23 protein-coding genes are annotated in these 22,382 nt (G+C 68.5%); 14 read left to right on the top strand and 9 right to left on the bottom strand.

Going from position 1 to position 22,382, the window contains the following annotated elements:
* Positions 1 to 68 precede the first annotated feature (68 nt).
* Both EV645_RS03155 and EV645_RS03150 read left to right on the top strand, forming a co-directional pair.
* The gene (locus EV645_RS03155; RefSeq protein WP_198681442.1) at positions 69 to 1,139 is read left to right on the top strand and encodes a DUF917 domain-containing protein; all 1,071 of its coding nucleotides are present in this window, start codon (positions 69 to 71) and stop codon (positions 1,137 to 1,139) included.
* Positions 1,136 to 2,677 (top strand): PucR family transcriptional regulator, encoded by a 1,542-nt coding sequence (locus EV645_RS03150; protein WP_130439554.1) that lies wholly within the window; start codon positions 1,136 to 1,138, stop codon positions 2,675 to 2,677. Before EV645_RS03155 ends, EV645_RS03150 begins: the two co-directional genes overlap by 4 nt.
* Before the next feature lie 26 nt (positions 2,678 to 2,703).
* Here EV645_RS03150 and EV645_RS03145 read toward each other — a convergent pair whose 3' ends face one another.
* Genes EV645_RS03145 through EV645_RS03135 form a run of 3 tightly spaced genes read right to left on the bottom strand, consistent with a single transcriptional unit; the run spans position 2,704 to position 5,728 of the window.
* The gene (locus tag EV645_RS03145) at positions 2,704 to 3,666 is read right to left on the bottom strand and encodes an aldo/keto reductase (protein ID WP_130439552.1); all 963 of its coding nucleotides are present in this window, start codon (positions 3,664 to 3,666) and stop codon (positions 2,704 to 2,706) included.
* Positions 3,666 to 4,415: an SDR family NAD(P)-dependent oxidoreductase gene (locus EV645_RS03140; protein ID WP_130439550.1), complete on the bottom strand. Its 750-nt coding sequence runs from the start codon at positions 4,413 to 4,415 to the stop codon at positions 3,666 to 3,668. The genes EV645_RS03145 and EV645_RS03140 overlap by 1 nt, the downstream gene beginning before the upstream one ends.
* Positions 4,412 to 5,728, bottom strand: a complete 1,317-nt coding sequence (locus tag EV645_RS03135; RefSeq protein WP_130439548.1) for an L-fuconate dehydratase — start codon at positions 5,726 to 5,728, stop codon at positions 4,412 to 4,414. Before EV645_RS03135 ends, EV645_RS03140 begins: the two co-directional genes overlap by 4 nt.
* Positions 5,729 to 5,984: 256 nt before the next feature.
* Here EV645_RS03135 and folP point away from each other — a divergent pair, with 256 nt between their 5' ends.
* From folP to EV645_RS03110, 5 genes are read left to right on the top strand one after another with little or no spacing between them, the layout of a single operon-like run.
* On the top strand, positions 5,985 to 6,797 hold the full coding sequence (gene folP / locus EV645_RS03130; RefSeq protein ID WP_130443439.1) for a dihydropteroate synthase: 813 nt from the start codon (positions 5,985 to 5,987) through the stop codon (positions 6,795 to 6,797).
* Positions 6,797 to 7,522 (top strand): pyrimidine reductase family protein, encoded by a 726-nt coding sequence (locus EV645_RS03125; RefSeq protein ID WP_130439546.1) that lies wholly within the window; start codon positions 6,797 to 6,799, stop codon positions 7,520 to 7,522. Before folP ends, EV645_RS03125 begins: the two co-directional genes overlap by 1 nt.
* A 34-nt stretch (positions 7,523 to 7,556) precedes the next feature.
* A complete protein-coding gene (locus tag EV645_RS03120; protein ID WP_130439544.1) occupies positions 7,557 to 8,255 on the top strand; it encodes a class III extradiol dioxygenase subunit B-like domain-containing protein in 699 nt (232 codons plus the stop codon).
* A gap of 11 nt (positions 8,256 to 8,266) precedes the next feature.
* The gene (locus EV645_RS03115) at positions 8,267 to 8,872 is read left to right on the top strand and encodes a TetR/AcrR family transcriptional regulator (protein ID WP_130439542.1); all 606 of its coding nucleotides are present in this window, start codon (positions 8,267 to 8,269) and stop codon (positions 8,870 to 8,872) included.
* Between the two features lie 41 nt (positions 8,873 to 8,913).
* Positions 8,914 to 9,840: an alpha/beta hydrolase gene (locus EV645_RS03110; protein WP_130439540.1), complete on the top strand. Its 927-nt coding sequence runs from the start codon at positions 8,914 to 8,916 to the stop codon at positions 9,838 to 9,840.
* Here EV645_RS03110 and EV645_RS03105 read toward each other — a convergent pair.
* Positions 9,837 to 10,478 carry a hypothetical protein gene (locus EV645_RS03105; protein ID WP_130439538.1) on the bottom strand — a complete coding sequence of 214 codons (642 nt, stop codon included), beginning with the start codon at positions 10,476 to 10,478 and terminating at the stop codon, positions 9,837 to 9,839. The two genes, EV645_RS03110 and EV645_RS03105, sit on opposite strands and share 4 nt — an antisense overlap.
* A gap of 201 nt (positions 10,479 to 10,679) precedes the next feature.
* Here EV645_RS03105 and EV645_RS03100 point away from each other — a divergent pair, with 201 nt between their 5' ends.
* The 4 genes from EV645_RS03100 to egtD are packed head-to-tail and all read left to right on the top strand — an operon-like array spanning position 10,680 to position 14,966.
* Entirely contained in the window at positions 10,680 to 11,909 is a 1,230-nt protein-coding gene (locus tag EV645_RS03100; protein ID WP_130439536.1) for a glutamate-cysteine ligase family protein, read from the top strand.
* The gene (gene egtB, locus EV645_RS03095) at positions 11,906 to 13,243 is read left to right on the top strand and encodes an ergothioneine biosynthesis protein EgtB (protein ID WP_130439534.1); all 1,338 of its coding nucleotides are present in this window, start codon (positions 11,906 to 11,908) and stop codon (positions 13,241 to 13,243) included. The genes EV645_RS03100 and egtB overlap by 4 nt, the downstream gene beginning before the upstream one ends.
* The gene (egtC, locus tag EV645_RS03090; protein ID WP_130439532.1) at positions 13,243 to 14,004 is read left to right on the top strand and encodes an ergothioneine biosynthesis protein EgtC; all 762 of its coding nucleotides are present in this window, start codon (positions 13,243 to 13,245) and stop codon (positions 14,002 to 14,004) included. The genes egtB and egtC overlap by 1 nt, the downstream gene beginning before the upstream one ends.
* On the top strand, positions 14,001 to 14,966 hold the full coding sequence (gene egtD, locus EV645_RS03085; RefSeq protein WP_130439530.1) for an L-histidine N(alpha)-methyltransferase: 966 nt from the start codon (positions 14,001 to 14,003) through the stop codon (positions 14,964 to 14,966). The genes egtC and egtD overlap by 4 nt, the downstream gene beginning before the upstream one ends.
* Before the next feature lie 148 nt (positions 14,967 to 15,114).
* Here egtD and EV645_RS03080 read toward each other — a convergent pair whose 3' ends face one another.
* From EV645_RS03080 to EV645_RS03070, 3 genes are read right to left on the bottom strand one after another with little or no spacing between them, the layout of a single operon-like run.
* Positions 15,115 to 16,416, bottom strand: coding sequence for an ABC transporter substrate-binding protein (locus EV645_RS03080; RefSeq protein WP_130439528.1), 1,302 nt, complete (start codon positions 16,414 to 16,416; stop codon positions 15,115 to 15,117).
* Between the two features lie 12 nt (positions 16,417 to 16,428).
* Complete coding sequence (locus tag EV645_RS03075; RefSeq protein WP_242000178.1) at positions 16,429 to 17,310, bottom strand: carbohydrate ABC transporter permease; 882 nt, start codon at positions 17,308 to 17,310, stop codon at positions 16,429 to 16,431.
* Between the two features lie 7 nt (positions 17,311 to 17,317).
* Positions 17,318 to 18,274 (bottom strand): carbohydrate ABC transporter permease, encoded by a 957-nt coding sequence (locus EV645_RS03070; protein WP_198681441.1) that lies wholly within the window; start codon positions 18,272 to 18,274, stop codon positions 17,318 to 17,320.
* Positions 18,275 to 18,352: 78 nt separating this feature from the next.
* Here EV645_RS03070 and EV645_RS03065 point away from each other — a divergent pair, with 78 nt between their 5' ends.
* Together EV645_RS03065 and EV645_RS03060 are read left to right on the top strand one after the other, a co-directional pair.
* A complete protein-coding gene (locus EV645_RS03065) occupies positions 18,353 to 19,414 on the top strand; it encodes a LacI family DNA-binding transcriptional regulator (protein ID WP_242000177.1) in 1,062 nt (353 codons plus the stop codon).
* A gap of 29 nt (positions 19,415 to 19,443) precedes the next feature.
* Positions 19,444 to 20,178, top strand: a complete 735-nt coding sequence (locus EV645_RS03060) for an alpha/beta fold hydrolase (RefSeq protein WP_130439526.1) — start codon at positions 19,444 to 19,446, stop codon at positions 20,176 to 20,178.
* A gap of 30 nt (positions 20,179 to 20,208) precedes the next feature.
* On the opposite strand, the gene EV645_RS03055 is transcribed toward EV645_RS03060, so the two are convergent.
* Positions 20,209 to 20,892, bottom strand: coding sequence for a CHAP domain-containing protein (locus tag EV645_RS03055; protein ID WP_130439524.1), 684 nt, complete (start codon positions 20,890 to 20,892; stop codon positions 20,209 to 20,211).
* Between the two features lie 139 nt (positions 20,893 to 21,031).
* Between EV645_RS03055 and EV645_RS03050 the strand changes: the two genes are divergently transcribed.
* The gene (locus EV645_RS03050) at positions 21,032 to 21,694 is read left to right on the top strand and encodes an NBR1-Ig-like domain-containing protein (RefSeq protein ID WP_242000176.1); all 663 of its coding nucleotides are present in this window, start codon (positions 21,032 to 21,034) and stop codon (positions 21,692 to 21,694) included.
* Positions 21,695 to 21,805: 111 nt separating this feature from the next.
* Here EV645_RS03050 and EV645_RS03045 read toward each other — a convergent pair whose 3' ends face one another.
* Positions 21,806 to 22,306 (bottom strand): GbsR/MarR family transcriptional regulator, encoded by a 501-nt coding sequence (locus EV645_RS03045; RefSeq protein WP_130439520.1) that lies wholly within the window; start codon positions 22,304 to 22,306, stop codon positions 21,806 to 21,808.
* Positions 22,307 to 22,382: the final 76 nt, after the last annotated feature.

The raw sequence follows: 22,382 nt of genomic DNA, 5'->3' as shown, positions 1-22,382 counted from the left end.
CTCGGCCCGTCGTGCAGACCCCTCCGCGGCGGGCCGAGATTCCAACTCACCCGTGCAAGGATCGGCCTATGACGACTGTCGTCAAGGCGCAGGACCTGCAAGCGCTGGTTGTCGGTGTCACCCTCCTGGGCTCGGGTGGTGGCGGCGACACAGGGTCGTTCGGGCGCATGCTGCGCCGGCGGCTGGGTGACGGCGAGCTGGTACTGCGGGACCCCGCCGACGTGCCGGATGCGCTGGTGAGTCCTATCGGCGTGGTCGGGGCGACCAGTGTGCTGATGGAGAAGCTGCCGAGCGGTGGTGAGTTCGACACCGCGGTGCGGGCGGTCAGCCGGTGGGCCGGTGCGGACGTCACCGGGCTGATGCCGCTGGAGGCCGGTGGGCTCAACGGGTTGACTCCGCTGATTGCTGCGCTGGATCTGGCGCTTCCGGTGGTCGACGCCGATCTGATGGGTCGGGCATTGCCACGATTGGACCAGTTCTCGTGGGCGGTGGCGGGCCGTTCACTGACGCCGTGTGCGCTGAGTGAGCCGAGCGGTCAGGTGATTGTCGTCGACAACGTCGACGCCGGCGGTCTGGAGCGTGCAGTACGCAGCTTCGTCGCTCACACGGGTGGCTGGGCGGTGCTGGCCCTGGCGCCTACTCCGGTGGAGGCTGCTGCGGCGGACGCCGTACAGGGGAGTTTGACGCGGGCTCTGGCGCTCGGTCGAGCTCATGCTGCTCTACAGGCATGGGCTACGCCGGCTGATATCGCTGACGGTCTGGGCGGTCGGCTGTTGGCGAGCGGTCGGGTCGAGCAGGTTGCCCGTCACCTGATCGCTGACGGTGGTGCTGCGTTCGGTCGCGGTAGCGTCTGCGTGGTCGACTCCGGCAGCCGTGCAGTGATCCGGATCGAGACGGAGAACGAGTACCTCCTCGCGCTGGTCGACGGCACCCCTGCGGTGACCACACCGGATCTGCTGTGCCTGCTGGATCGCCGTACGCTGCAGCCCATCGCTGTAGATGCCATCCGCACCGGCGACGAGGTACTGGTTCTCGCACTGCCCGGACCCACGTGGTGGCGTCGCCCCGACCGCCTCGCCCACGTCGGCCCTGAAGCCTTCGGCCTCACCTGCGCACCACAGCTGTTGGAGGCGTCATGAGGCCGGGGCTGTCTCCATCGCTGACGGCCATGCTCACCTCACCCGGCTGGCGAGATGTGGTGGTGCTGGGTGGTGGTGCGGATCCTGGTCCGCGGCTGACGGGGTCTGTGGTGGCGCTAGAGGTGTCTGTGCATCCGGAGCCGCTGGACGGGCAGGTGCTCGTCGTACTGCTGGCAGGTGATCACACCGATTGGCGGATCGATGCTTTGATCAGCCGGGCATCGGCGGCCGGAGCCGGGGCGGTGTTGCTGGCCGGTGTGGAGCCATTGGGACGCGGGGCTCAGTTGCTGGCTGAGCGGTTGCAGCTGCCGGTGCTGGGATGCCCGGACCCGCTGGCAGCGCATGAGCACCTGCGACGGGTCACAGCCGAACCGGAGGTCGTGCGGTCTGACCTGGTGCTCAGGGCCGTCTCAGCGCTGCGCCGGGCGAATGGTGATCTGGCGTCGGTACTGCGGACTACTGCCGGCGTGCTGGAGCGGCCGGTCACGCTGGCCGGTGCTGACGGCGGCACGCTGGACGGTGATCCGCTGGAGCCCGAGGAACGGAAGGCTCTGGTCGCTGCGTTGCCGCGGGTGCCGATTGGCTGGGCTGCGCCGTACCGGGTGGATCTGGCGAGTGGTGCGGTGCTGATAGCTGTTGCAGTCCTGGGTGTTGGGCCGGTGTGCTGGTTGGTGGCGCGTTTGCCTGCGGTGGTGCCGGCTGAGGTTGCCGCCGTACCTGAGGTGCTGAGTGTGGTCGCACCGGCGGTGGGGGAGCGGTTGGCGTTGCGGCGGTTGGAGTTGGAGCGGGATGCACGCCAACGTACGTCGCTGCTCGGTGAACTGCTGCATGGTGAGCCTTCGGAGGCTACGCGTCGGCGTGCGGTGGATCTGGGCTGGCAGGTCGACGGGTGGCACACGGGCATCCGGATCGGCGCGGACGGACAGGTGGATGTCGCGGGTCGGCGTACCGATGTGGTGGAGGCGTTCGACGCTGAGGGTCTGCAGGCGGTCGTCGTGGAGCAGGGCGATGGGTGGTCGGCGTGGATCACCGCGGTGAGCGAGCCGACCGCGACCGAGGTCCAGGAGCAGGCGGCGACGATCCGGCGGGTGCAGCGCCGTTTGGTACAGACCGTTGATGCGTACGTCGGTGTCGGTCGCGTGCAGGCTGGTCCGAGCGGTATCGCCACCACGCTGGCCGAAGCCGGTGACGCGGCCGGTCTCGCGCGTGGTCGGGCCGAGACCGGCCGGTTCCTGCACGTCGACCGCCTGGGGCTCGCTCAACTGCTCCTGGCGTGGACCCGCACCGACACCTTCCAGCCCGCTGCCCAGGCCCTCCTGGCTCCCATCAAAGACCAGCCCGGCGACCTGGTCACCACACTGGCTGTCTACCTCGACACGGAGTCGTCCGTCGCCGAAACCGCGGCAGTACTAGGCATCCACCGCAACACAGCAGCCGCCCGAATCCAGAAGATCCAGCACCTCCTCGGCGTAGACCTCACCAACCCGGACGAACGCCTGGCGCTGCACCTCGCCTCCCGCACGACTCCTGTGGAGTAGTACGAGAGGGGCGGCTGATTTCTCGGCTACGGCGTGGGTGCGTCCTCGCGGAGGAGGCCTGCCGACTTCAGATCTGACCACAGAGCCGCGGGGACCTTGGCACGGGACAGGGCTGCGTTGGTGTGGACCTCTTCCGGAGTGCGGCAGCCGACTGCGATGCCGGCGACCGCAGGGTGGGCCAGCGGGAATGCCAGCGCGGCGGCCGGCAGCGTCGTACCGTGTGACTCGCAGAGGTCGGCGAGCTTGTTGGCCTTGTCGAGCAAGGACTGGGCTGCCGGCTCGTAGTTGAACGTGGTCCCGGCGACCGGGCGCGGCTGCGACAGCAGGCCCGAGTTGAAGATGCCGACGGCAACTACCTGTACGTCGTGCTCCAGGCACGCGGGGAGTACGTCGTCGAGGCCGTCCGGATCGATGAGCGTGTACCGGCCGGCCAGCATGATCACGTCGATGTCGATCTCCTGGACGAACCGGGTCAGCATCGCCGTCTGGTTCATCCCGGAGCCGATCGCGCCGATCACGCCCTGCTCGCGGAGCTCGATCAGCGTCGGGAACGCGGTCGCGACCGCCTCCTCGTAGTGATCGTCCGGGTCGTGCACATACACGACATCGAGCCGGTCGGTGCCGATCCGCTGCAGCGAGTCCTCGATGCTCCGCAGTACGCCGTCCCGGCTGAAGTCCCACCGCCGGCGGCGGGTGGTGTCGACCGCGAACCCCTCGTCATCGGTCGCGGCGTCCTCGGCGTGGTAGATGATCCGCCCGACCTTGCTCGACAGCACGTACGCGTCGCGCGGCTTGTCCCGCAGCCCGGCGCCGAGCCGCTCCTCGGCCAGTCCGAGGCCGTAGTGCGGCGCGGTGTCGAAGTACCGCCAGCCCTCGTCCCAGGCCGCGTTCACGGTGGCGATAGCTTCGACGTCGCTGACCTCGCCGAGCAGGTTGCCCAGCGGCGCACCGCCGAGCCCGACGCGCTGGTCGTCCGGGAAGAGCTTCATCAGCGCGCCGCCGGAAGCCGCAGGTTCTGCATGCCGCCGTCGACGGCCAGCGCCGTACCCGTGGTCGAACCCGACAGCGGGCTGGCCAGGTAGGCGATCGCGTTCGCGACCTCGTCGGCCGACACCAGCCGGCCCATCGGCTGCCGGGCCTCGAGCGAGGCCCGCTCGGCGTCGGGGTCGGCTGCCACGTCGAGCAAACGGCCGACCCACGGTGTGTCCGCCGTACCCGGGTTCACGCAGTTGACCCGGATGCCTTCGCGGACGTGATCCGCCGCCATCGCCATCGTCAGCGCCAGGACGGCGCCCTTGCTCGCGGAGTACACCGCGCGGTTCGGCAGGCCGGCGGTCGCGGCGATCGAGCAGGTGTTGACGATCGCGGCCGCCTCCGACTTGCGCAGGTGCGGCAGCGCGGCCCGGGTGACGCGGGCGATCCCGACCACGTTCACGTCGAGCACCCGGTGCCACTCGGCGTCGTCGTTCGCGGCGACCGTGCCCTGCGCGCCGATACCGGCGTTGTTCACCACGATGTCGATCCCGCCGAGCTGCAGCGCCGCCGCGGCGACCGCGTCCCGGATCGAGCCGTCGTCGGTGACATCCGCGGCGATCCCGGTCAGCGGCGCGTCGACCTCAGGCTTCAGATCGAACACGACCACCTGGGCACCGCGGGCCGCGAGCAGCTTCGCCGCCGCCAGTCCGATCCCCGATGCGCCACCGGTCACGACGGCCCGAAGGCCCGCGAAGTCCGTCACTTCTTCTCCTCTGTCAGGTCAGTCCAGATCTTGCCACCCGGGAACCGGAAGTCGGTCAGCGTCTCAGCATCCATCTCGGCGCCGAACCCGGGCCGCACCGGTGCCACGTAGCGCCCGTCCCGGATCACTACCGGGTCCAGGAAGTGCTCGTGCAGATGGTCGACGTACTCGATCACCCGGTCCTGCATCGATCCGCTCACCGCGACGTAGTCGAACATCGACAGGTGCTGGACCAGCTCACACAGTCCTACCCCACCCGCGTGCGGGCACACAGGTACGCCGAACTTGGCCGCCAGCAGCAGGTTCGCGATGTTCTCGTTCACGCCGGCGACGCGGGCCGAGTCGAGCTGGAGCACCGAGAGCGACCCGGCCTGCAGCAGCTGCTTGAAGATCACCCGGTTCTGCACGTGCTCACCGGTCGCGACCTTGATCGGCGCGATCGCCCGCGCGATCGTCGCGTGCCCGAGGATGTCGTCCGGGCTGGTCGGCTCCTCGACCCAATAGACGTCGTACGGCGCCAGCGCCTCGACCCAGCTGATCGCCTCGGCGACGTCCCACCGCTGGTTGGCGTCGACCGCGATCCGGATGTCCGGCCCGACCGCCTCGCGGGCCAGCTGCATCCGGCGGATGTCGTCGTCGAGGTTGGCGCCGACCTTGAGCTTGATCTGGGTGAAGCCGTCCGCGACCGCCTCGTGGCACAGCCGGACCAGCTTCGCGTCGTCGTACCCGAGCCAGCCGGGCGTCGTTGTGTACGCCGGGTAGCCGCGCTCGCGCAGTACCGCCTCGCGCTCCGCCCGCCCGGGCTTCGCCTGCCGGAGGATCTCCAGCGCGTCCTCCGGCGTCAGGGCGTCGGTCAGGTAGCGGAAGTCGACCAGGTCGACGATCTGCTCCGGGGTCAGGTCGGACAGCAGCTTCCACAGCGGCACGCCGGCACGCTTGGCGGCCAGGTCCCAGACCGCGTTGACGACCGCGCCGATCGCCATGTGCATGACGCCCTTCTCGGGGCCGAGCCACCGCAACTGCGAGTCGTGCACGAGCGACTTCCAGAACCCGCCGAGATCACTCAGCGTCGCGTCCAGGTCAAGCCCGACGACGTGGTCGCGCAGCGCCTCGATCGCCGCGGTCTCGACGTCGTTGCCCCGGCCGATCGTGAACGCGAAACCGTGCCCCTCCAGCCCGTCACCGGCGTCGGTCCGCAGGATCACGTACGCCGCGGAGTAGTCCGGATCGGTGTTCATCGCGTCGGAGCCGTCAAGGTCCAGCGACGTGGGGAAGCGGACGTCGTACGTCTCGAACTCGGTGAATCGTGGCATCGAGAACCCGATCTGCAGCGGTGGGCGGGACTGTCGAAGTGAATCCTATAGGATATGTGGCCCTGCGGCACCTGGTACCGGATCCCCACGCCATCACAATCCACCGCTCAGGGGCGGCCGCAGCCTGGATGGGCGGTCGGGGTGCCGATTGTGATGGCGTGCGGATCCGCCCATTACAGTCGGTGGCGTGACGGACGAGCGCGACGGCGTACTGCGGCTGGGCAACCGGTCGTTCGCGGCAGGTGAGTTCGCCCTGATGGCGATCATCAACCGGACCCCGGACTCGTTCTTCGATCGCGGTGCGACCTACGCCACCGACGCGGCGTACGCAGCCATCGACCAGGCGGTCGCGGACGGTGCCGACCTGGTCGATATCGGGGGCGTGAAGGCCGGGTACGGCGAACCCGTCAGCGAGGACGAGGAGCTTCGGCGGACCGTGGACTTCGTGGCCGGTATCCGGGCACGCCACCCGTCGCTGGTGATCAGCGTGGACACGTACCGCAGCGGCGTCGCGCGCCGGGTCGCCGAGGCCGGCGCGGATCTCCTCAACGACACCTGGGCGGGCGCCGACCCGGACCTCGTGTACGCCGCCGCCGAGGCCGGGACCGGGCTGGTCTGCAGCCATGTCGGCGGTCTCTCTCCGCGCACGGACCCGCACCGGATGGCGTTCGACGACGTGGTCGCCGACGTGATCCGTACGACGACCGCGCTCGCGGATCGGGCCGTCGAAGCCGGCGTACGGCCGGACGGGATCCTGATTGACCCGACGCATGACTTTGGCAAGAACACGCTGCAGTCGCTGGAGCTGACCCGCCGCCTTGACGAGCTTGCCGCGACGGGCTGGCCGGTGCTTGTCGCGGTGTCGAACAAGGACTTCATCGGCGAGACGCTGGAGTTGCCGCCGGGGCAGCGTGGCAACGGAACGCTGGCGGCGCTGAGCGTCTCCGCCTGGCTCGGTGCGCGGGTCTTCCGGGTGCACGACGTACCGGCGGCTCGCCAGGCGCTCGATTTCATCGCCGTACTGCGGGGCAGCGCGCAGCCTGCCGGAACCCGAAGGAGCCTGGCCTGATGCGTGGACTCGAGGAACTGTCCGACGAGGAACTGATCGGCGTCTACGAGGTCGAGGACCGGTCGGCGCCGCACCTGCGGGCGAACTTCGTCAGCAGCCTGGACGGCGCGGTCGAGATCGACGGGAAGTCGAAGGCGCTGTCGAGCGACTCGGACAGCCGGGTGTTCAGCATGGTCCGGCGGCTGGCGGACGTGGTGCTGGTCGGCGCCGGGACGATCCGCGACGAGGGGTACAACCCGCTGCGGTTGTCGAAGGCGGCGCGGGAGTGGCGTACGGCGGCGGGGCTCGCGGAGAACCCGACGCTGGCGATCGTGTCGTCGCGGCTCGAGCTGAGCCCGGTGAACCCGGTGTTCCAGTCCGCCGTACGGCCGATCGTCGTGACGCACGAAGCGTCGCCGGCGGATCGGCGGGAGGCGCTGGGGGAGGTGGCCGACCTGATCGTCCTGGGTTCGGGTGAGGTTGATCTGCGGGCGGTTGTCGACGAGTTGGCGGCGCGGGAGATGCCGCAGATCCTTTGTGAGGGTGGGCCGCACCTCTTGGGCGCGCTCACCGAGGCCGACCTGGTTGACGAGCTTTGCCTGGCCCTGGCCCCGCTCCTGGCCGGCCCCGGCTCCGGTCGCATCACAGCAGGCCTGCCGACGACCCTCACCCGCCAGATGAAACTCCGGACGACCCTGCAGGCCGAGGACGACTACCTCTTCTTCCGCTACACCCGAGAGGCCTGACCCCATGCCCCCTGATCGCCGGAAGGTGTAGGTCATGCCCGTTGTCGCCGCTGCAGTCTGCCCGCATCCGCCGTTGCTCGTGCCCGAAGTCGCTTCCGGCGCAGCTCCCGAACTCGACGACCTCCGCACCGCCTGCCTGGCCGCGATCGACGCCCTGTCCACCGCATCCACGATCGTGGTCGTCGGCTCGGCGCCCGCCGTACCATACGGTTTGGTACGGTTCCCCGCTGCGGCAGGCGGCTCGTTCGCGGCGTACGGTGCGCCCGGAGTGCGGATCGGCGGCGGCGACCCCGTTCTCCCGCTGTCGCTCGCGATCGGTGGGTGGCTGCTGGAGCAATCGAAGGCGGCGCGGTTGCCTCGCACGTACGTCGCCGTACCGGCAACTACATCGCCGGACGACTGCGTCCGCCTCGGTCGAGAGATCGCTGCAGGCAACGACCGCGTCGGCTTGCTGGTGATGGGTGACGGCTCCGCGCGCCGCAGTGAGCATTCACCGGTCCACCTCCACCCCCGCGCGGAGATCTTCGACACGACCGTCGCAACCGCCTTGCAGCACAGCGATCTCGACGTACTGAAAGCCCTCGACCCAGACCTCGGTACCGAACTGCAAGCCGCCGGCCGAGGCCCCTGGCAAGCTCTCGCCGGCGCCCTCGAGGGTGCGACGCTCACGCCCGACCTGACCTACAACGCCGCTCCGTACGGCGTCGGCTACCTCGTCGCGTCGTTCACCTAGATACTGACCGGGTGACTGAGGAACGGACGGGGTATCGGCGATCGGTGAAGTCGCCGCGGGGTGAAGCGCGGCGCCGCGAGCTGCTCGACAAGGTCGCGGACGAGCTCGGGACGAACGGCCTGGTCGACTTCTCGCTCCGCCGCGCGGCGCGGGCGGCGGGCACGACGCACAAGGTGCTGCTGTACCACTTCGACGGCGCCGAGGACCTGCTCACCCAAGCGGTCCTGCAACTCCGCGAACGACGCATCACCCGCGCACTCGCCGCCGCAGCCGAAGGTCCCGGCGACCGCTCGCTCGCGGACCGCGTGCGCTCCATGTGGCCGACGCTCATCGGCGAGGAATCGTGGGTCCTCGACCAGGCGATCGGCCTCGCGATGTACGACGCCCCGCGGTACGCCGACCTCGCGCGCACCGCCTCACGCCAGTACCTGCCCACACTCCTGTCGCTGTGCCCGCAGTCCTGGTCCGAGCAACGCCGGCAGGAGGTTGCCGAGTTGATCCTCGCCACTCTCCGCGGCTTCCTGATCGAGTGGCGGACGAGCGGCGACGCCGCCGGGATCGAGGCCGGACTGGCGGCCCTGACCCGTGCCTTGGAGCGCGAGGAGCAGGCACCCTAAGTCTCCTGGACAGTTTGCGAACCACGTGGTTCACTTTTCTCATGCGCGAGAAAGTGAGCTTCATCAGCGGTGGGGTCGCATGCGCGGCCTGGCACTACCCGGGGACCAACGGTGGGTGCGTGGTGATGACCGGCGGCTTCGCAGTGACGAAGGAGCCGGGGACGGACCGCTTCGCGGAGCGGTTCAACGCGGCCGGGTTCAGCGTGCTGGCCTTCGACCACCGGAACTTCGGCGAGAGCGCCGGCGAACCTCGCCAGGTCGCCCGGATCCCCGACCAACTCGACGACTGGCGGTCCGCGATCGCCCACGCCGCCACGCTTCCGGGCGTCGAGCGGGTAGCCATCTGGGCGTTCTCACTCCCCGGCGGCTACATCCTTCAGCTCGCGTCGGAGGACCTCGGCATCTCCGCCGCCATCGCCCAGTCGCCGAACGTGGACGGCCCCACCGTCACCCGGAACGCCTCCCGCTATCAAACCCCCGGCGCCGCCCTCCGCCTGGTAGGCCGCGCCATCCTCGACAACCTGGGCGCCCTGTTCGGCCGCAAACCCCGACTGGTAGCGCTGGCCGGCCCACCCGGCACAGTTGCCCTCCTCAACACCCCCGACGCCCAGCAGACCGACGAGGCCCTGGACCCCGACAACCGCTACCGCGACTGGCAGCAGACTCTCGCCGCCCGCTCCGTCTTCCCGGCCGCCCTCTATCGCCCGATCAAGTACGCCCCGAACGTCCGCTGCCCGCTCCTGTACGTCGTCTGCGAGGACGACCAGTCCGCCCTCGCGGCACCCGCTCTGAAGGCCGCTGCCCAAACCCCGGACGCCACGGTTCTCCAGGTCCCCGGCGGCCACTACGCCCCGTTCCTCGACGCCCACGAGCAAGTCGTCGAAGCCGAGCTGGTCTTCCTCACCCGGCAGCTTTCCGGAAAGAAACAGTCGCCCAGCGCCGAAAAGTCACCGCAAACCGCTGGTTAGTGCTCGACCGGCACGTCGGGCCAACGGACGGAGGTAGCGGCTAGGTCATCGCGACCACCTGCTCGAAGCTGGTCGACCAGCTCAGCCCGTGCCGCTCGTACGACGGCGACTGCGGCGTCTGGCGACTCGTGTGGACCGGACCAGTTGCACACGGCGTCGCCGGCGTACCAGTCACCCGACGCAGCACGTCGTACGTGAGCCGCCGCGAGCCGTGCTGCCGGCAGGTCCACACCGGCAAGCTCAACAACCGCATCAACCGCCACCACCTCGGCGTCGACGTCGAGCACCGGCCGCAACTCCACCGAATCAGTCAGCACGAACTGGTAGCCAGCCGGCGCCCGCTCACCCAGCCAGGCAAGAGCTTCGCGAGCGGTGTCCTGGAGGAGCTGGGCATTGGACGGGTCGGCCAACGTGTGTACTCCGACCAGCCGCGTGTGTGTCGGCCGCAACTCGTTCTGCCAAAGCCGAACCTGCAACTCATCCCGCCCCGACAACCGCCGCCCCAGAATCCGAGCCAACCCCACCACATCGAAGTTCAACTCATCCGGCGTGCGCTTGACCCCAGGCTCGAACGGCTCCCCAGGCCGAGTCCCGCGCGTCGTCCACGGACCCACGTGCCACCGCGTCAGAACAGTCACCCCCAGACCCTAACCAAGTCGGGCAGCAGGCCTATCGACCGTATTTCGCTCAGGGCGAAATTGGGTGTCCTGATGTGGCCGGAAAAGTGTCGGTGGGCTCGGGAAGCATGCTGGGCATGAAACGACAGGCAGCGCAGATGTCACCGACGGGTAATTCCTGGTCGGTTGTCCAGTTTTGGGTCCGGAGCTAGGTTCGCTGACGTGACCTCGCCCGGTGGTTCTCCGGCGACGACTCCGATCGGCTCGCGGGCCGAAGCGGAGGGGTACGTCGCGATGGTCTGTTTCAAGCACGGTCCACCTCGGTTGTTCGGCGTCGAGCTCGAGTGGACAGTGCATCACGCGGATGATCCGCACCGGCCCCTCGACGCCGGCCGGTTGAGCAAAGCCCTGGGGCTGCATGCCCCCGCGACCCTGGTGAGAGGCAGTCCGCAACTGCCGCTGAGCCGGGGCGCTCTGGTCACCGTCGAGCCCGGTGGCCAGGTCGAGATTTCTGTACCCGCGGCGGAATCGATTCCCCGGTTGATCGACGACACCGCCGCCGACGCCGCCGAGCTCACGGCGCTCCTCCTCGACGCGGACCTGATTCCCGGCGCCCACGGCCTGGACCCGTTCCGCGCACCCCGCCGTATCCTCACCGTCCCGCGCTACGCGGCGATGGAACACGCATTCCAGCGGCTCGGACCGCACGGCCCGCGGATGATGTGCAGTACGGCGGGCCTGCAGATCTGCCTCGACGCCGGCGAACAGGACGAGACCGCACTGCGCTGGCGCGCGCTGCACGATCTGGGTCCCGCCCTCGTCGGCCTCTTCGCCAACTCCCGTCGTCGCGCCGGTTCGGACACCGGATGGGCCTCTGCCCGGACCGAGGCGACCTTCGGGACCTGTGCCCCGTTCACCGAGCCGCCACCGCTGGACGGCGACCCGGCTGCGGCGTGGGCGCGGATGGCGATGGAGGCGCCGGTGCTGTGCCTACGGCGCGGCGACACCTGGGATGCACCGACCGGTCTGACCTTCGGCGCCTGGGCCGACGGACTGGCCGACGGACAGGTGCCCGACAGACCGACGTACGACGACCTGGACTATCACCTGTCCACGCTGTTCCCGCCCGTGCGACCGCGCGGGTACCTCGAGGTGCGTTACCTCGACGCGCAGCCGGGCGACGGGTGGATCGCCCCGACCCTGCTGCTCACCGCACTGATGTCCGCACCGATGGACCAGGTGCTGGCCGCAGCCGAGCCCGCAGCGGGCCGCTGGTTCCCGGCGGCCCGTGAAGGGCTGGAGGACAAGTTGGTCCTGCAGGCCGCGCGAGACGTGGTCGACCTGGGCACCGAGGTGCTGGACCGGACCGGTGCGGATCCCGAACTCATCGCTGCCGTCGCAACCCGGCTGCAGCGCATCGTCGACGACACCCACGGAAGGCGAGCTTCGTGAATCACCAACTATCAGATCTGTCACCGGAAGGCCTGCGGACCTTCGTCGGCGAGCAGCTGGAGCGGTCCCGGTCGCGGACCGTGCAGCTGACCGACGCGGTCGACACCGACGACCTGGTCCGGCAGCACTCCAAGCTGATGTCGCCGCTGGTCTGGGACTACGCGCACATCGGCAACCAGGAGGAGCTCTGGCTGGTCCGCGACGTCGGCGGCCGCGAGCCGCTGCGCCAGGACATCGACGAGCTGTACGACGCGTTCGAGCACCCGCGCGCGGAGCGGCCGTCGCTGCCGCTGCTCGGCCCGTCCGAGACCCGTGCGTACGTGACCGAGGTGCGCGACAAAGTCATGGACGTGCTGGACCACGTGAAGTTCGACGCCGGGCGTGAGCTCGTCGACAACGCGTTCGCGTTCGGCATGATCACGCAGCACGAGCAGCAGCACGACGAGACGATGCTGGCGACGCACCAGCTCCGGGCCGGTGCACCCGTGCTCGACGCACCGCCGCCGCCTCCCGGACGTGAGCTGCCCCGCAGGGAGGTGTTCGTCCCGGGCGGTGTGTTCGAGATGGGTACGTCGATCGAGCCGTGGGCGCTGGACAACGAGCGACCGGCCCACGCGGTGCACGTCGCGCCGTACGTGATCGACACAGTCCCGGTGACGAACGGGGACTACCTGGGCTTCGTGCTCGCCGGTGGGTATCAGGATCCGCAATGGTGGTCCGACACCGGCTGGGCGCATGTGCAGAAGGCTTCGCTGGTCGCGCCGCGGTTCTGGTCTCACGACAGTGGGGAGTGGTCGCGCCTCAGGTTCGGGCACCAGGAGCGGTTGCCGCTGGACGAGCCGGTCATGCACGTCTGCTTCTACGAGGCGGAGGCCTACGCGAAGTGGGCCGGGAAGCGGCTGCCGACCGAGGAGGAGTGGGAGTTCGCGGCCCGGTTCGACCAGGCCAGCGGCCGGACGCGACGCTTCCCGTGGGGCGACGAGTCACCCGGCCCGCAGCATGCGAACCTCGGCCAACGCCACCTCAGGCCGGCACCGGTCGGTGCGTACCCGGCGGGCGCGTCGCCGCTGGGTGTCGAGCAGTTGATCGGGGACATCTGGGAGTGGACGTCGAGCGACTTCCACGGATACCCCGGCTTCCGCGCCTGGCCGTACGACGAGTACTCGCTGGTCTTCTTCGGTCCCGACTACAAGGTCCTCCGCGGCGGCTCGTTCGGAACCGACGAGGTCGTTGCCCGTGGCACCTTCCGCAACTGGGACTACCCGATCCGCCGGCAGATCTTCGCCGGCTTCCGCTGCGCCCGCGACCCGCGTCCCGAGGAGCTGCACGACTGATGTGCCGCCATCTGGCCTACCTCGGCCCGCCGGTCACCCTGGCGTCCCTCGTCCTCGACCCCGACCATTCGATCTACGAACAGAGCTGGGCCCCCGCCGACATGCGCGGCGGCGGCTCGGTCAACGCCGATGGCTTCGGCCTGGGCTGGTATCCCGAAGGTGACGTCGCCGTGTCCGGCGGCCCCGTCCGGTACCGGCGGAACGTGCCGATCTGGACCGACGAGAACCTCCCCGGTCTGGCCGGCTCGATCCGCTCCGGTGCCGTCATCGCCGCCATCCGCAACGGGACCGTCAACATGCCGTACGGGCAGGCGGCGGTCGCACCGTTCATGCTCGGCGACTGGCTGTTCAGTCACAACGGACGGATCCCCGGCTGGCCGGACTCGACCCTGAAGCTGGCCGAGCGACTCCCGGTCGCCGACCTGCTCCAGCTCGATGCCTCGGTCGACTCGGCGTTGCTCTGGGCCCTCATCACCAACCGCCTCACCGAAGGCGTTCCGCCGGCCGACGCCGTGGCAACCGTCGTACAAGAAGTTGAAGCGGCTGCGCCCGGCGCCCGGCTGAATGTCCTGCTCACCGATGGCGAGCAACTCATCGCAACGACGTGGACCCACTCCCTGCACGTCCACCAGACGGCCGATTCGGTGACCGTCAGCTCCGAACCGTTCGGTCCCCACCAGTGGACCGAAGTGCCCGATCGCTCATTGCTCGTGGCTACCGCCACGACCTTGCACATCACCCCGATGGAAGGACAAGAGTGACCCTCATCGACGTACATCTGACGCCGGACTATGTGGCCCGTGCGCTGCGGGAGGACGTTCGGGCCGGGTTGTCGGCGACGCCGAAGTGGTTGCCGCCGAAGTGGTTCTACGACGCGCGGGGGAGTGAGCTGTTCGAGGAGATCACCCGCCTGCCGGAGTACTACCCGACCCGGGCCGAGCGGGAGATCCTGCGCGCCCGGGCCGGCGAGATCGCGGCGATCACCAAGGCGCACACGCTGGTCGAGCTCGGATCCGGATCGTCGGAGAAGACCCGGCTGCTGCTGGACGGGCTGCGCGACCGCGGCACGCTGACGAGCTTCGTGCCGCTCGACGTGTCCGAGTCGGCGCTCCGAGAGGCCTCCGACGCCATCAACGTCGACTACCCGACGCTCGAGGTTCGCGGTGTCGTCGGCGACTTCACCGCGCACCTGGACAAGTTGCCCGGCGAGCCGCCGCGGATCGTCGCCTTCCTCGGCGGCACGATCGGCAACCTGATCCCGGCCGAGCGTGAGGCGTTCTACACCTCGATCCGCGACGTCCTCGAGGCCGGCGAATGGCTGCTGCTCGGCACCGATCTGGTCAAGGATCCGGCCACCCTGGTCGCGGCGTACGACGACTCGGCCGGCGTCACCGCGGAGTTCAACAAGAACGTGCTGCGGGTCATCAACCGGCAGCTCGGCGCGGACTTCGACGTCGACGCGTTCGAGCACGTGGCGATCTGGGACGCCGACAACGAGTGGATCGAGATGCACCTGCGGGCCACCCGGGCTATGCAGGTGCTGATCCCGGAGATCCATCTGGAAGTGACCTTCGACGAGGGCGAGGAGCTCAGCACCGAGATCTCCGCCAAGTTCCACCGCTCCGGCGTCGAGGCCGAACTCGACAAAGCGGGCTTCACCCCGGCCGCATGGTGGACCGACAGTGAAGCCCGCTTCGCCCTGTCACTGTGGCAAGCAGTGTGACAAAGCAGCCATAGAAGAGGGTTACTTGAAGAAAGAGCAAAGAACAAAGGGGAACGTGGTCGGGCTCCGACCGGCCGCCTCGCGGCCGATCACCGAAGCCAGCTACTTCTCTAGATCTCTGTTCTTTCCTTTATGTACTTCGTTGACCCTAGCCGCCCTGCTTGATCAATCCGTTGATCTTGTCGATGTAGGCAGGTAGGTCGGTGATCGGCTTCTTACCGCTCAGGATGGGCTGGTAATTGGCCGTGGTCAGGTCACCGACCTGCTGTGCCCACTGGGTGGTGAAGCGGACGCCGACCGTCTTCTCGGCGCCGAGGTCGGCCTTGACCGTGTCGGCGACAGTGGGCTGCTGGGCCTTGGTGAGCGCGTCGAAGTAGCTCGTCTGAGCCGGCTTGTACGCCGGCGGCGCCACCGGGGAGGCCGGCAGCACGGCGTCCCAGACCTTGGTGTTGATGTACTCGAGCACCTTGTACGTCGCGTCCTGGTCCTTCGTGTACTGCGGCGTGCAGATGCCGACCGAGTCGTACAGCGTGGTCGGCGTCTGCACCTGCGGGAACGGCGCGAACCCGTACTTGACCTTCGGCTTGTCGGTCTGGAACCCGGCCGCCAGCCACTGCCCGCCGAACGTCATCGGCACCTTGCCGGCCGAGAACAGCGACTGCACGTTCGAGGCGTCGTACCCGGGCGGCGCGACCGATCCGTTCTTGATCGCGGCGGTCAGTTTCTCGACGCCTTCCGTGTACTTGTCGTCGGCCTCGGCCTTGGTCGGGTGGTTCACGTTGTCGGTGAACGGCGCGCCGCCGGCCGATACGGAGTACATGCTCATCGTGAAGGGACCGTCGGCGGAGGTCAGCTGGTCGGCGACCAGGCCGTACTTCGCGCCGTTCTTGTTGGCCAGCTTCGCGGCGTCGGCGTACATCTCGTCCCACGTCCAGCCGGCCTTCGGCAGCGGCAGACCGGCCGCGGTGAACGCGTCGGCGTTGTACCAGACGCCGTACGTGTTCATCAGTGACGGCAGGCCGCCCATCTGACCGTCGGACGTCTTCCAGTTGTCCATCGCGGACGACACGAAGTTGTCCGCCTTGAAGTCGCCGTCGCCGTTCTTGATCTTGTCGGCCCAGTCGACCAGCAGGCCCTGCGAGGTGTACTGCTGCTCGGTGTCGTTACCGCACCAGAACAGGTCCGGCAGCTTCTTCGCCTGGGTCAGCGAGGCGAGTTTGTCGCCGAAGTTGCCGGCCGGGGTGTCCATCAGCTGGACCGTGATGTTGTCGTCCTTGAAGTCCGCGAGCGCCTTCTTGATCGCGGCGTTGGTCTCGGCCGACTCCCACGTCATCACGGTGACGGTGACCGGGCCGCTGCTCGAGCCGCCGCCGGAGTCCGACCCGCTGCAGGCCGTTGCCGCCAGCAACCCGGCACAGGCCAGCGCGGTGACGCCCAATGTCCTCTTCACAAGGTTCTCCTTCTATTTCTGATTCGTGCTGCCGAGAGCGCCGAGGCCCTGGATGAAGTAGCGCTGCGCGGCGAAGAAGATGATCAGCGGCGGCAGCATGTACAGCAGGTTGGTGGCCATGTAGTAGCTCCAGTCCGGCGTCTTCCCGGCGAACGGGGAGATGAACGACGCCATCCCCACCGACAACGGCCACTTGCCGGACGAGTACAGGTAGACCAGCGGGTTCAGGAAGTCGTTCCACGACGCCTGGAACGCGAGGATCGCCATCGTCAGCCAGGCCGGCCGAGTCAACGGCAGCATCACGCTGACGAAGATCCGCAGGTGTCCGGCGCCGTCGATCTTGGCCGCTTCATCGATGGAATAGGGGATCGCGAGAAAGTACTGGCGAGCCAGGAAGATGAAGAGCGGATTCCCGCCCAGGAACGCCGGCACGATCAGCGGCAGCCAGGTGTCGTACCAGCCGATGCTCTTGTACAGCTGGAACAACGGGATCAGCCCGACCACACCCGGCAGCAACATGCTGCCGACGAACAGGTAGAACCACAGCTTGCGGCCGGGGAACCGCAACCGGGCCAGCGCGTAGCCGGCCATCATCGCGGTCATCACGCCGCCGAGCACGCTGAGCGAGGTGATGATCATCGAGTTCAGGAACAGCCGCGGGAAGTGGATCACCTGCGGTCCGTTGATGAAGTTGCTCCAGTGGAACTCGTGCGGCAGCAGCTTCGGCGGGATGTCGAACACGGCGGTCCGGCTCTTCAGGCCGATCGTGATCATCCACAGCAGCGGCACCACCATCACGGCGCAGATGAACAGCGCGACGACGTACCACGACGTCGTACCGAGCACGCGGGGTTTCTTCTTCGCCGGGGGCGCGGCCTCGGTCGCCTCCGTCACGGAGGCTTCAGTCTGAAGTGCTGTCACTGTACGTCCAGAGTGAGGAGAACTTCGCGGTCAGGGCGATCACGGCGATGATGATGATGAACAGCACCCACACCTGCGCGGATGCGTACCCGAGCTGCGGGATCCGGCCCAGGGTGGGGAAGCCGTTGTTGTAGATCGACAGCATCAGCACATTGGTGCTGAACCCCGGTCCGCCGGCGGTCAGGATCTTCGGCTGGTTGAACGTCTGCAGTGCGGCGGTGGTCTGCAGGATCACCTGCAGCAGGATGATCGGGCTGATCATCGGCATCGTGATCCGGAAGAACACCGACCACGGTCCGGCGCCGTCGACCTTGGCCGCTTCGTACAGCTCGGTCGGCACCGACTGGAGCGCGGCCAGGAAGATGATCATCGTCCCGCCGACGCCCCACAGCATCACCAGCACGACCGAGGGCATCGACATCTTCGGGCTCTGCAACCACAGGCTGGTCGGCAGCCCGATCCGGTCGAGGAGCGTGTTCAGCAGGCCGACCTGCGGGTCGAGCATGAACTTCCACAGCGTGATCGTCGCGACCGCGGGCAGCACGACCGGCAGGTACGCCAGCGTCCGGACCACCCGCACGCCGGCGAACCGCTGGTTGCAGAACATCGCCAGCGCCAGCCCGATGACCAGCGACAGCGGGACATACAGGACCACCAGGTACCCGGTTGCCCGCAGCGCCGGCCAGAACGCCGGGTCGGTCGTGAACATCCGGCGGAAGTTGCCCAGGCCAACGAAGATCGGATCGGTCAGCCCGTTGTACTTGGTCAGCGCGAGGTAGAACGACCGGACCAGCGGGTACCCCACGAAGACGAAGAACCCGATCATCGCCGGTGCGATGAACAGGTACGCCGCCTTCACATCGGAGCCGGCGTTGCGGCTCATGCCGGCGCGGGCGGATCGCCTCCGGCCCGGTGTCCCAAGAGAAGAACGATTCATCCGGCCTCCTGGACGGTAACGTTTCCAACGTTTTACTGTTGGGTGACGATGCCGTGTCGCGAAAAGGAAGTCAACCCCGTGTCCGAAACGTTTCCAACCAAGCCGGAGGTCTCCCGGCCGACGATGATCGACGTCGCCCGACGGGCCGGTGTCGGGCTCGGCACGGTGTCGCGCGTGGTGAACGGCGGGCATGGTGTCCGGGACGAGACCGCGCAGCGGGTCCGGGCCGCGATCGACGAGCTGGGGTTCCAGCGCAACGAGGTCGCGCGGGCGCTGCGGCCAGGGAAGAAGTCGACCAGTCTGGCCCTGGTGCTGGGTGACCTGACCAACCCGTTCTACGCGACGATCGCGAAGTCGTCGCTGGAGATCGCGGGGCAGTCCGGGTTCGCCGTCGTACTGGGAAGTGTCGACGAGGACCCGGAGGGCGAGAAGCGGGCCATCCAGGAACTCGTCAGCAGGCAGGTCGCGGGCCTGATGATCGTGCCGGACCAGGGCGATCACGCGTTCCTGGAAGGCGCCGGCGTGCCTGTGGTGTTCGTCGACCGTCCGGCGACCGGTATCGACGCGGACATCGTGATGGTCGACAACGAAGGCGGCGGGCGGCTCGCGACCGAGCACCTGCTGGCGCAAGGGCATGAGCGGATCGCGATCCTGCTCGCACCGTCGTACTACACGATCGGACGCCGGCTGCGCGGGTTCCGGCGGGCGCACCGGGCCGCGGGGATCGACGTCGACGAGTCGCTGGTCATCCAGCTGCCCGAGGGCAACGCGGAGGCCGCCGAGAAGGCGACCCGCGAGGTGATGCTGCGGCCGGATCCGCCGACCGCGATCTTCGCCTCGACGAACTTCCTCACCGAGGGTGTACTGCGTGCGCTCGGCGAGCTCGGCAGCCAACTCAAGAGCGAGCCGGCCGTGGTCGGGTTCGACGACTTCCGGCTGGCCGACATGCTGCCGACGCCGGTCACGGTCGTTGCCTCCGACATCGCCGAGCTCGGTCGTAGCGCGGCGCGGTTGCTGCTCGATCGCGCGTCCGGCGCCGACACACGTCCGCCGCAGCGGATCGTGCTTCCCTGCGGGCTGATCGAGCGCGGGTCCGGCGAACGCCCACCGGATTCTGCTGCCAAGAGAAAGGCTCGTTGAGCCGCTGACGCCCTGGCTAGGGTCGGCACGTGTACTACGAGTCTTTCGGAGCTGGCCGTCCGATCTTCTTCCTGCCCAGCTGGGGTGGCGATGCGGGTGAAGGTCGCGACGTCCACGAGCCGGTCTTCGCGGACCGAGCGGGCTGGCGACGGATCTACGTTGATCCCCCCGGCACCGGGAAGTCGCCGGCGGTTCCGTCGATCACCGACCAGGACGGGATGCTCGACGCAATCACCGCGCTGGTCGACGACCTGTCCGGCGGCGAGCCGTTCGTGTTGGCCGGTACGTCGGCCGGCGGGCTGCACGCCCGCGGCATCGTGCGCCGTGATCCGACGCGGGTCCTCGGGTTGTTGCTGAGGGCCCCAGGCATCGTCGTCGATCGCACCCGACGCACCCTGCCGACCGACGAACACCTCGTCGCCTCACCGGATCGGCAACGCCAGCATCAGTACTACGACGCCGCAGAGGCAGCCGCGGACCTCGCGTTCCTCGGTCACATCCAGCGAGACGTCACGACGTACGCCTTGCGCGAAGATCCCGCGGCCCGCTTCGAGCGTCCGACTCTGATCGTGACCGGCCGCCAGGACACCACCGCCGGGTACGCCGACGCGTGGGCGATCCTCGAGGACTATCCGCGCGCGACGTTCGCCGTACTGGACCAGGAGGATCACCTGCTGCCCGGGCCCGGGCTGGCGGCGTACCGCGCGCTGGTGTCGGACTGGCTGGACAGAATCGAACACAGGGTCGAGCACCCGGACGCGTGAGGGGCGGGACGCGCGTCCGGGTGCTCGCGATCAGAAGTTGGGCCAGGCCCAACCGAGGTAGCTGTTGAAGTAGGGCAGTGCGCGGGTGCCGATCGCGCCGCTGACGCTGGTGGCCCAGAAGGTGCCGTCTCCCTTGGCGACTCCGACGTGGCCGTACGGCGCAGCCAGGTCCCAGAACACCAGGGCGCCCTTCGGCGGGTTCAGGTCACCGCGATGGGCGACCCCGCGGGCCACGGCGTCGTTCCAGTCGGCCTTGGCGGAGGCCCAGATCGCGGTCTTGCCGTACGAGTTCTCGGCGGCCATCTCGCAGTACCCCTGGTAGGCGGTCGAGCCGCTGCGGGCGGCGTACCAGGCGATCGCGGCGTCGGCGCGCGGGTTGCTGGTGCAGAGCGGAGCGATGAGGCCGCTGCTGCCGGTGTTGACGTAGGAGTCGGTGATGAAGCCCTTGCCGGGGATGTGGTCCCAGACGAGGCTGCGGCCGTACTTACCGGTGACGGGCTCGCCGTAGATCTGACAGTCGATCTCGACCGGTCCGTTGGGCTGGGTGCCGACCGAGCCGAAGCTGGTCGCGTTTCCGGACCGGATGGCGACGCCTTGGCCGCTGTCGGTGACCACTGTTCCGGTGGCGGCGCTGGCGGTCAGGGTGCCGGTGCCGAGGGCGGCGGCGGTGGCCAGCACTGTGGTGAGGGTGATGCGCATGAGGGCGGTACGCATGATGTTGGTCCTTTTCGCTGGGCGACTGGCGAAGTGACACTGATTTACAGAGAATCAAAGGGTTACCGTGTTGTCGCAGTGGGCAACGACCGTTAGCAGGACCGGGGAGTCCGCCGTGAGGCCAGCACAGGCTCGCTTTGTGATCGGATCCCGGATGCGCGAGCTCCGGGAAGCGGTCGGTATGCCCTTGAGCCGCGCCGCCGCGGAGTCCGGCTGGGACAAGGGGCACCTGTCTCGGGTCGAGCGCGGCCACACCAAACCCAGCCGCGAGCTCACCGAGTGGTACGACGCCTCGTTCGGCGCCGGCCAGTCCCTGGTGAACCAGTTGATGGAGCTCGACGCCGCCGTACGCGCCGGCCGCGACGTCTCCCAACGCGACATGCGCCGGCACATCCAACCCGTGCTGCTCGGTGGATCCGTGCCGATCGACCACCACCCCGACGACCGCGCCGAGCTGGCGGGGGAGACGGTCCCCGACGGCACGCGGGTCAGCCGCGATCAGCCATTCGAAAAGACCTGGGAGATCCGCAACAGCGGCGAGCGCCCGTGGCACGACCGCTGGCTGACCCGCCAAGGCGCAGCGGGCACTCCCGGCTGGCTACGCTCGCCCTCCCGCTCGCGAGTCCCCGATGCCGCACCAGGGGAGACCGTCGTCGTCACGATGCACCTCCAAGCCCCGGCCCAGGTCGGCGCGTCAACGGCGTACTTCAAAATCACCGACGAGGCCGGCCGCCTGTACTACCCCGGCCTGGAGTCTCCACCCATCTACTGCACAATCTTCACCGTCTACGACCCGCAGTAGAGGTCACCATCGGCTTTCATGCAGCGTGCGCGGTGAAGGCCGTCCTGATCGCGGATCTCCACCTGAAGCCTCGGCCGCGGGAGTCCCTCGCTCACTGGCGGGCTCCGGAAATCAGGCGAGTTCGGCGTCGATTTCTGCGTCCAGCTCGGCTTTGCGTTTCACCCAGCGATCGGTGAGGCCTTTGACTTCTTCGCCGATGAAGTCGATGAAGCCCAGGGAGATGCGGATGCGTCGGTGGGCGTCGGTGCCGTCGCCGGACGCGTCGAGGACCTTGCGCAGGGACTCCGACCACCGCAGCAGCGACGCGTCCTCGCTCATCATCGTCTGATACCAGGCGTCGTCCTGGACGACGTACACATCGCGGCGGGTCCCGGGCTCGCGCTCGCGGGTGGCCAGGCGCAGCTGCAGCAGGTAGTTGACCGCGCCGGAGACCGCGGCGGGACTGGCCTGCAGCTGGTCGGACAGCTCAGCGGCGGTCATCCGGCCGGACACGCTGGACAGGATCGCGGCGAACACGCGGGCCGCCATCCGCGGCCAGCCTGTCTCGGCGAGCAGGTTGCCGAACTGCTCGGTGTACCGCTTGACGGCGTCGTCGTCTCGATCTGCACTCACCGCCCCATCATCCCCTCTGCGCTGTCAGGAAGCTGTTAGCAAGATTCACAATCTTCTGAATGCAGTGTACGTTATG

Source organism: Kribbella rubisoli, assembly GCF_004217145.1.
Taxonomy (GTDB): Bacteria; Actinomycetota; Actinomycetes; order Propionibacteriales; family Kribbellaceae; genus Kribbella; species Kribbella rubisoli.
The sequence above is the reverse complement of the archived record's forward strand: the minus strand, read 5'-3'. Positions and strand labels throughout refer to the sequence as shown.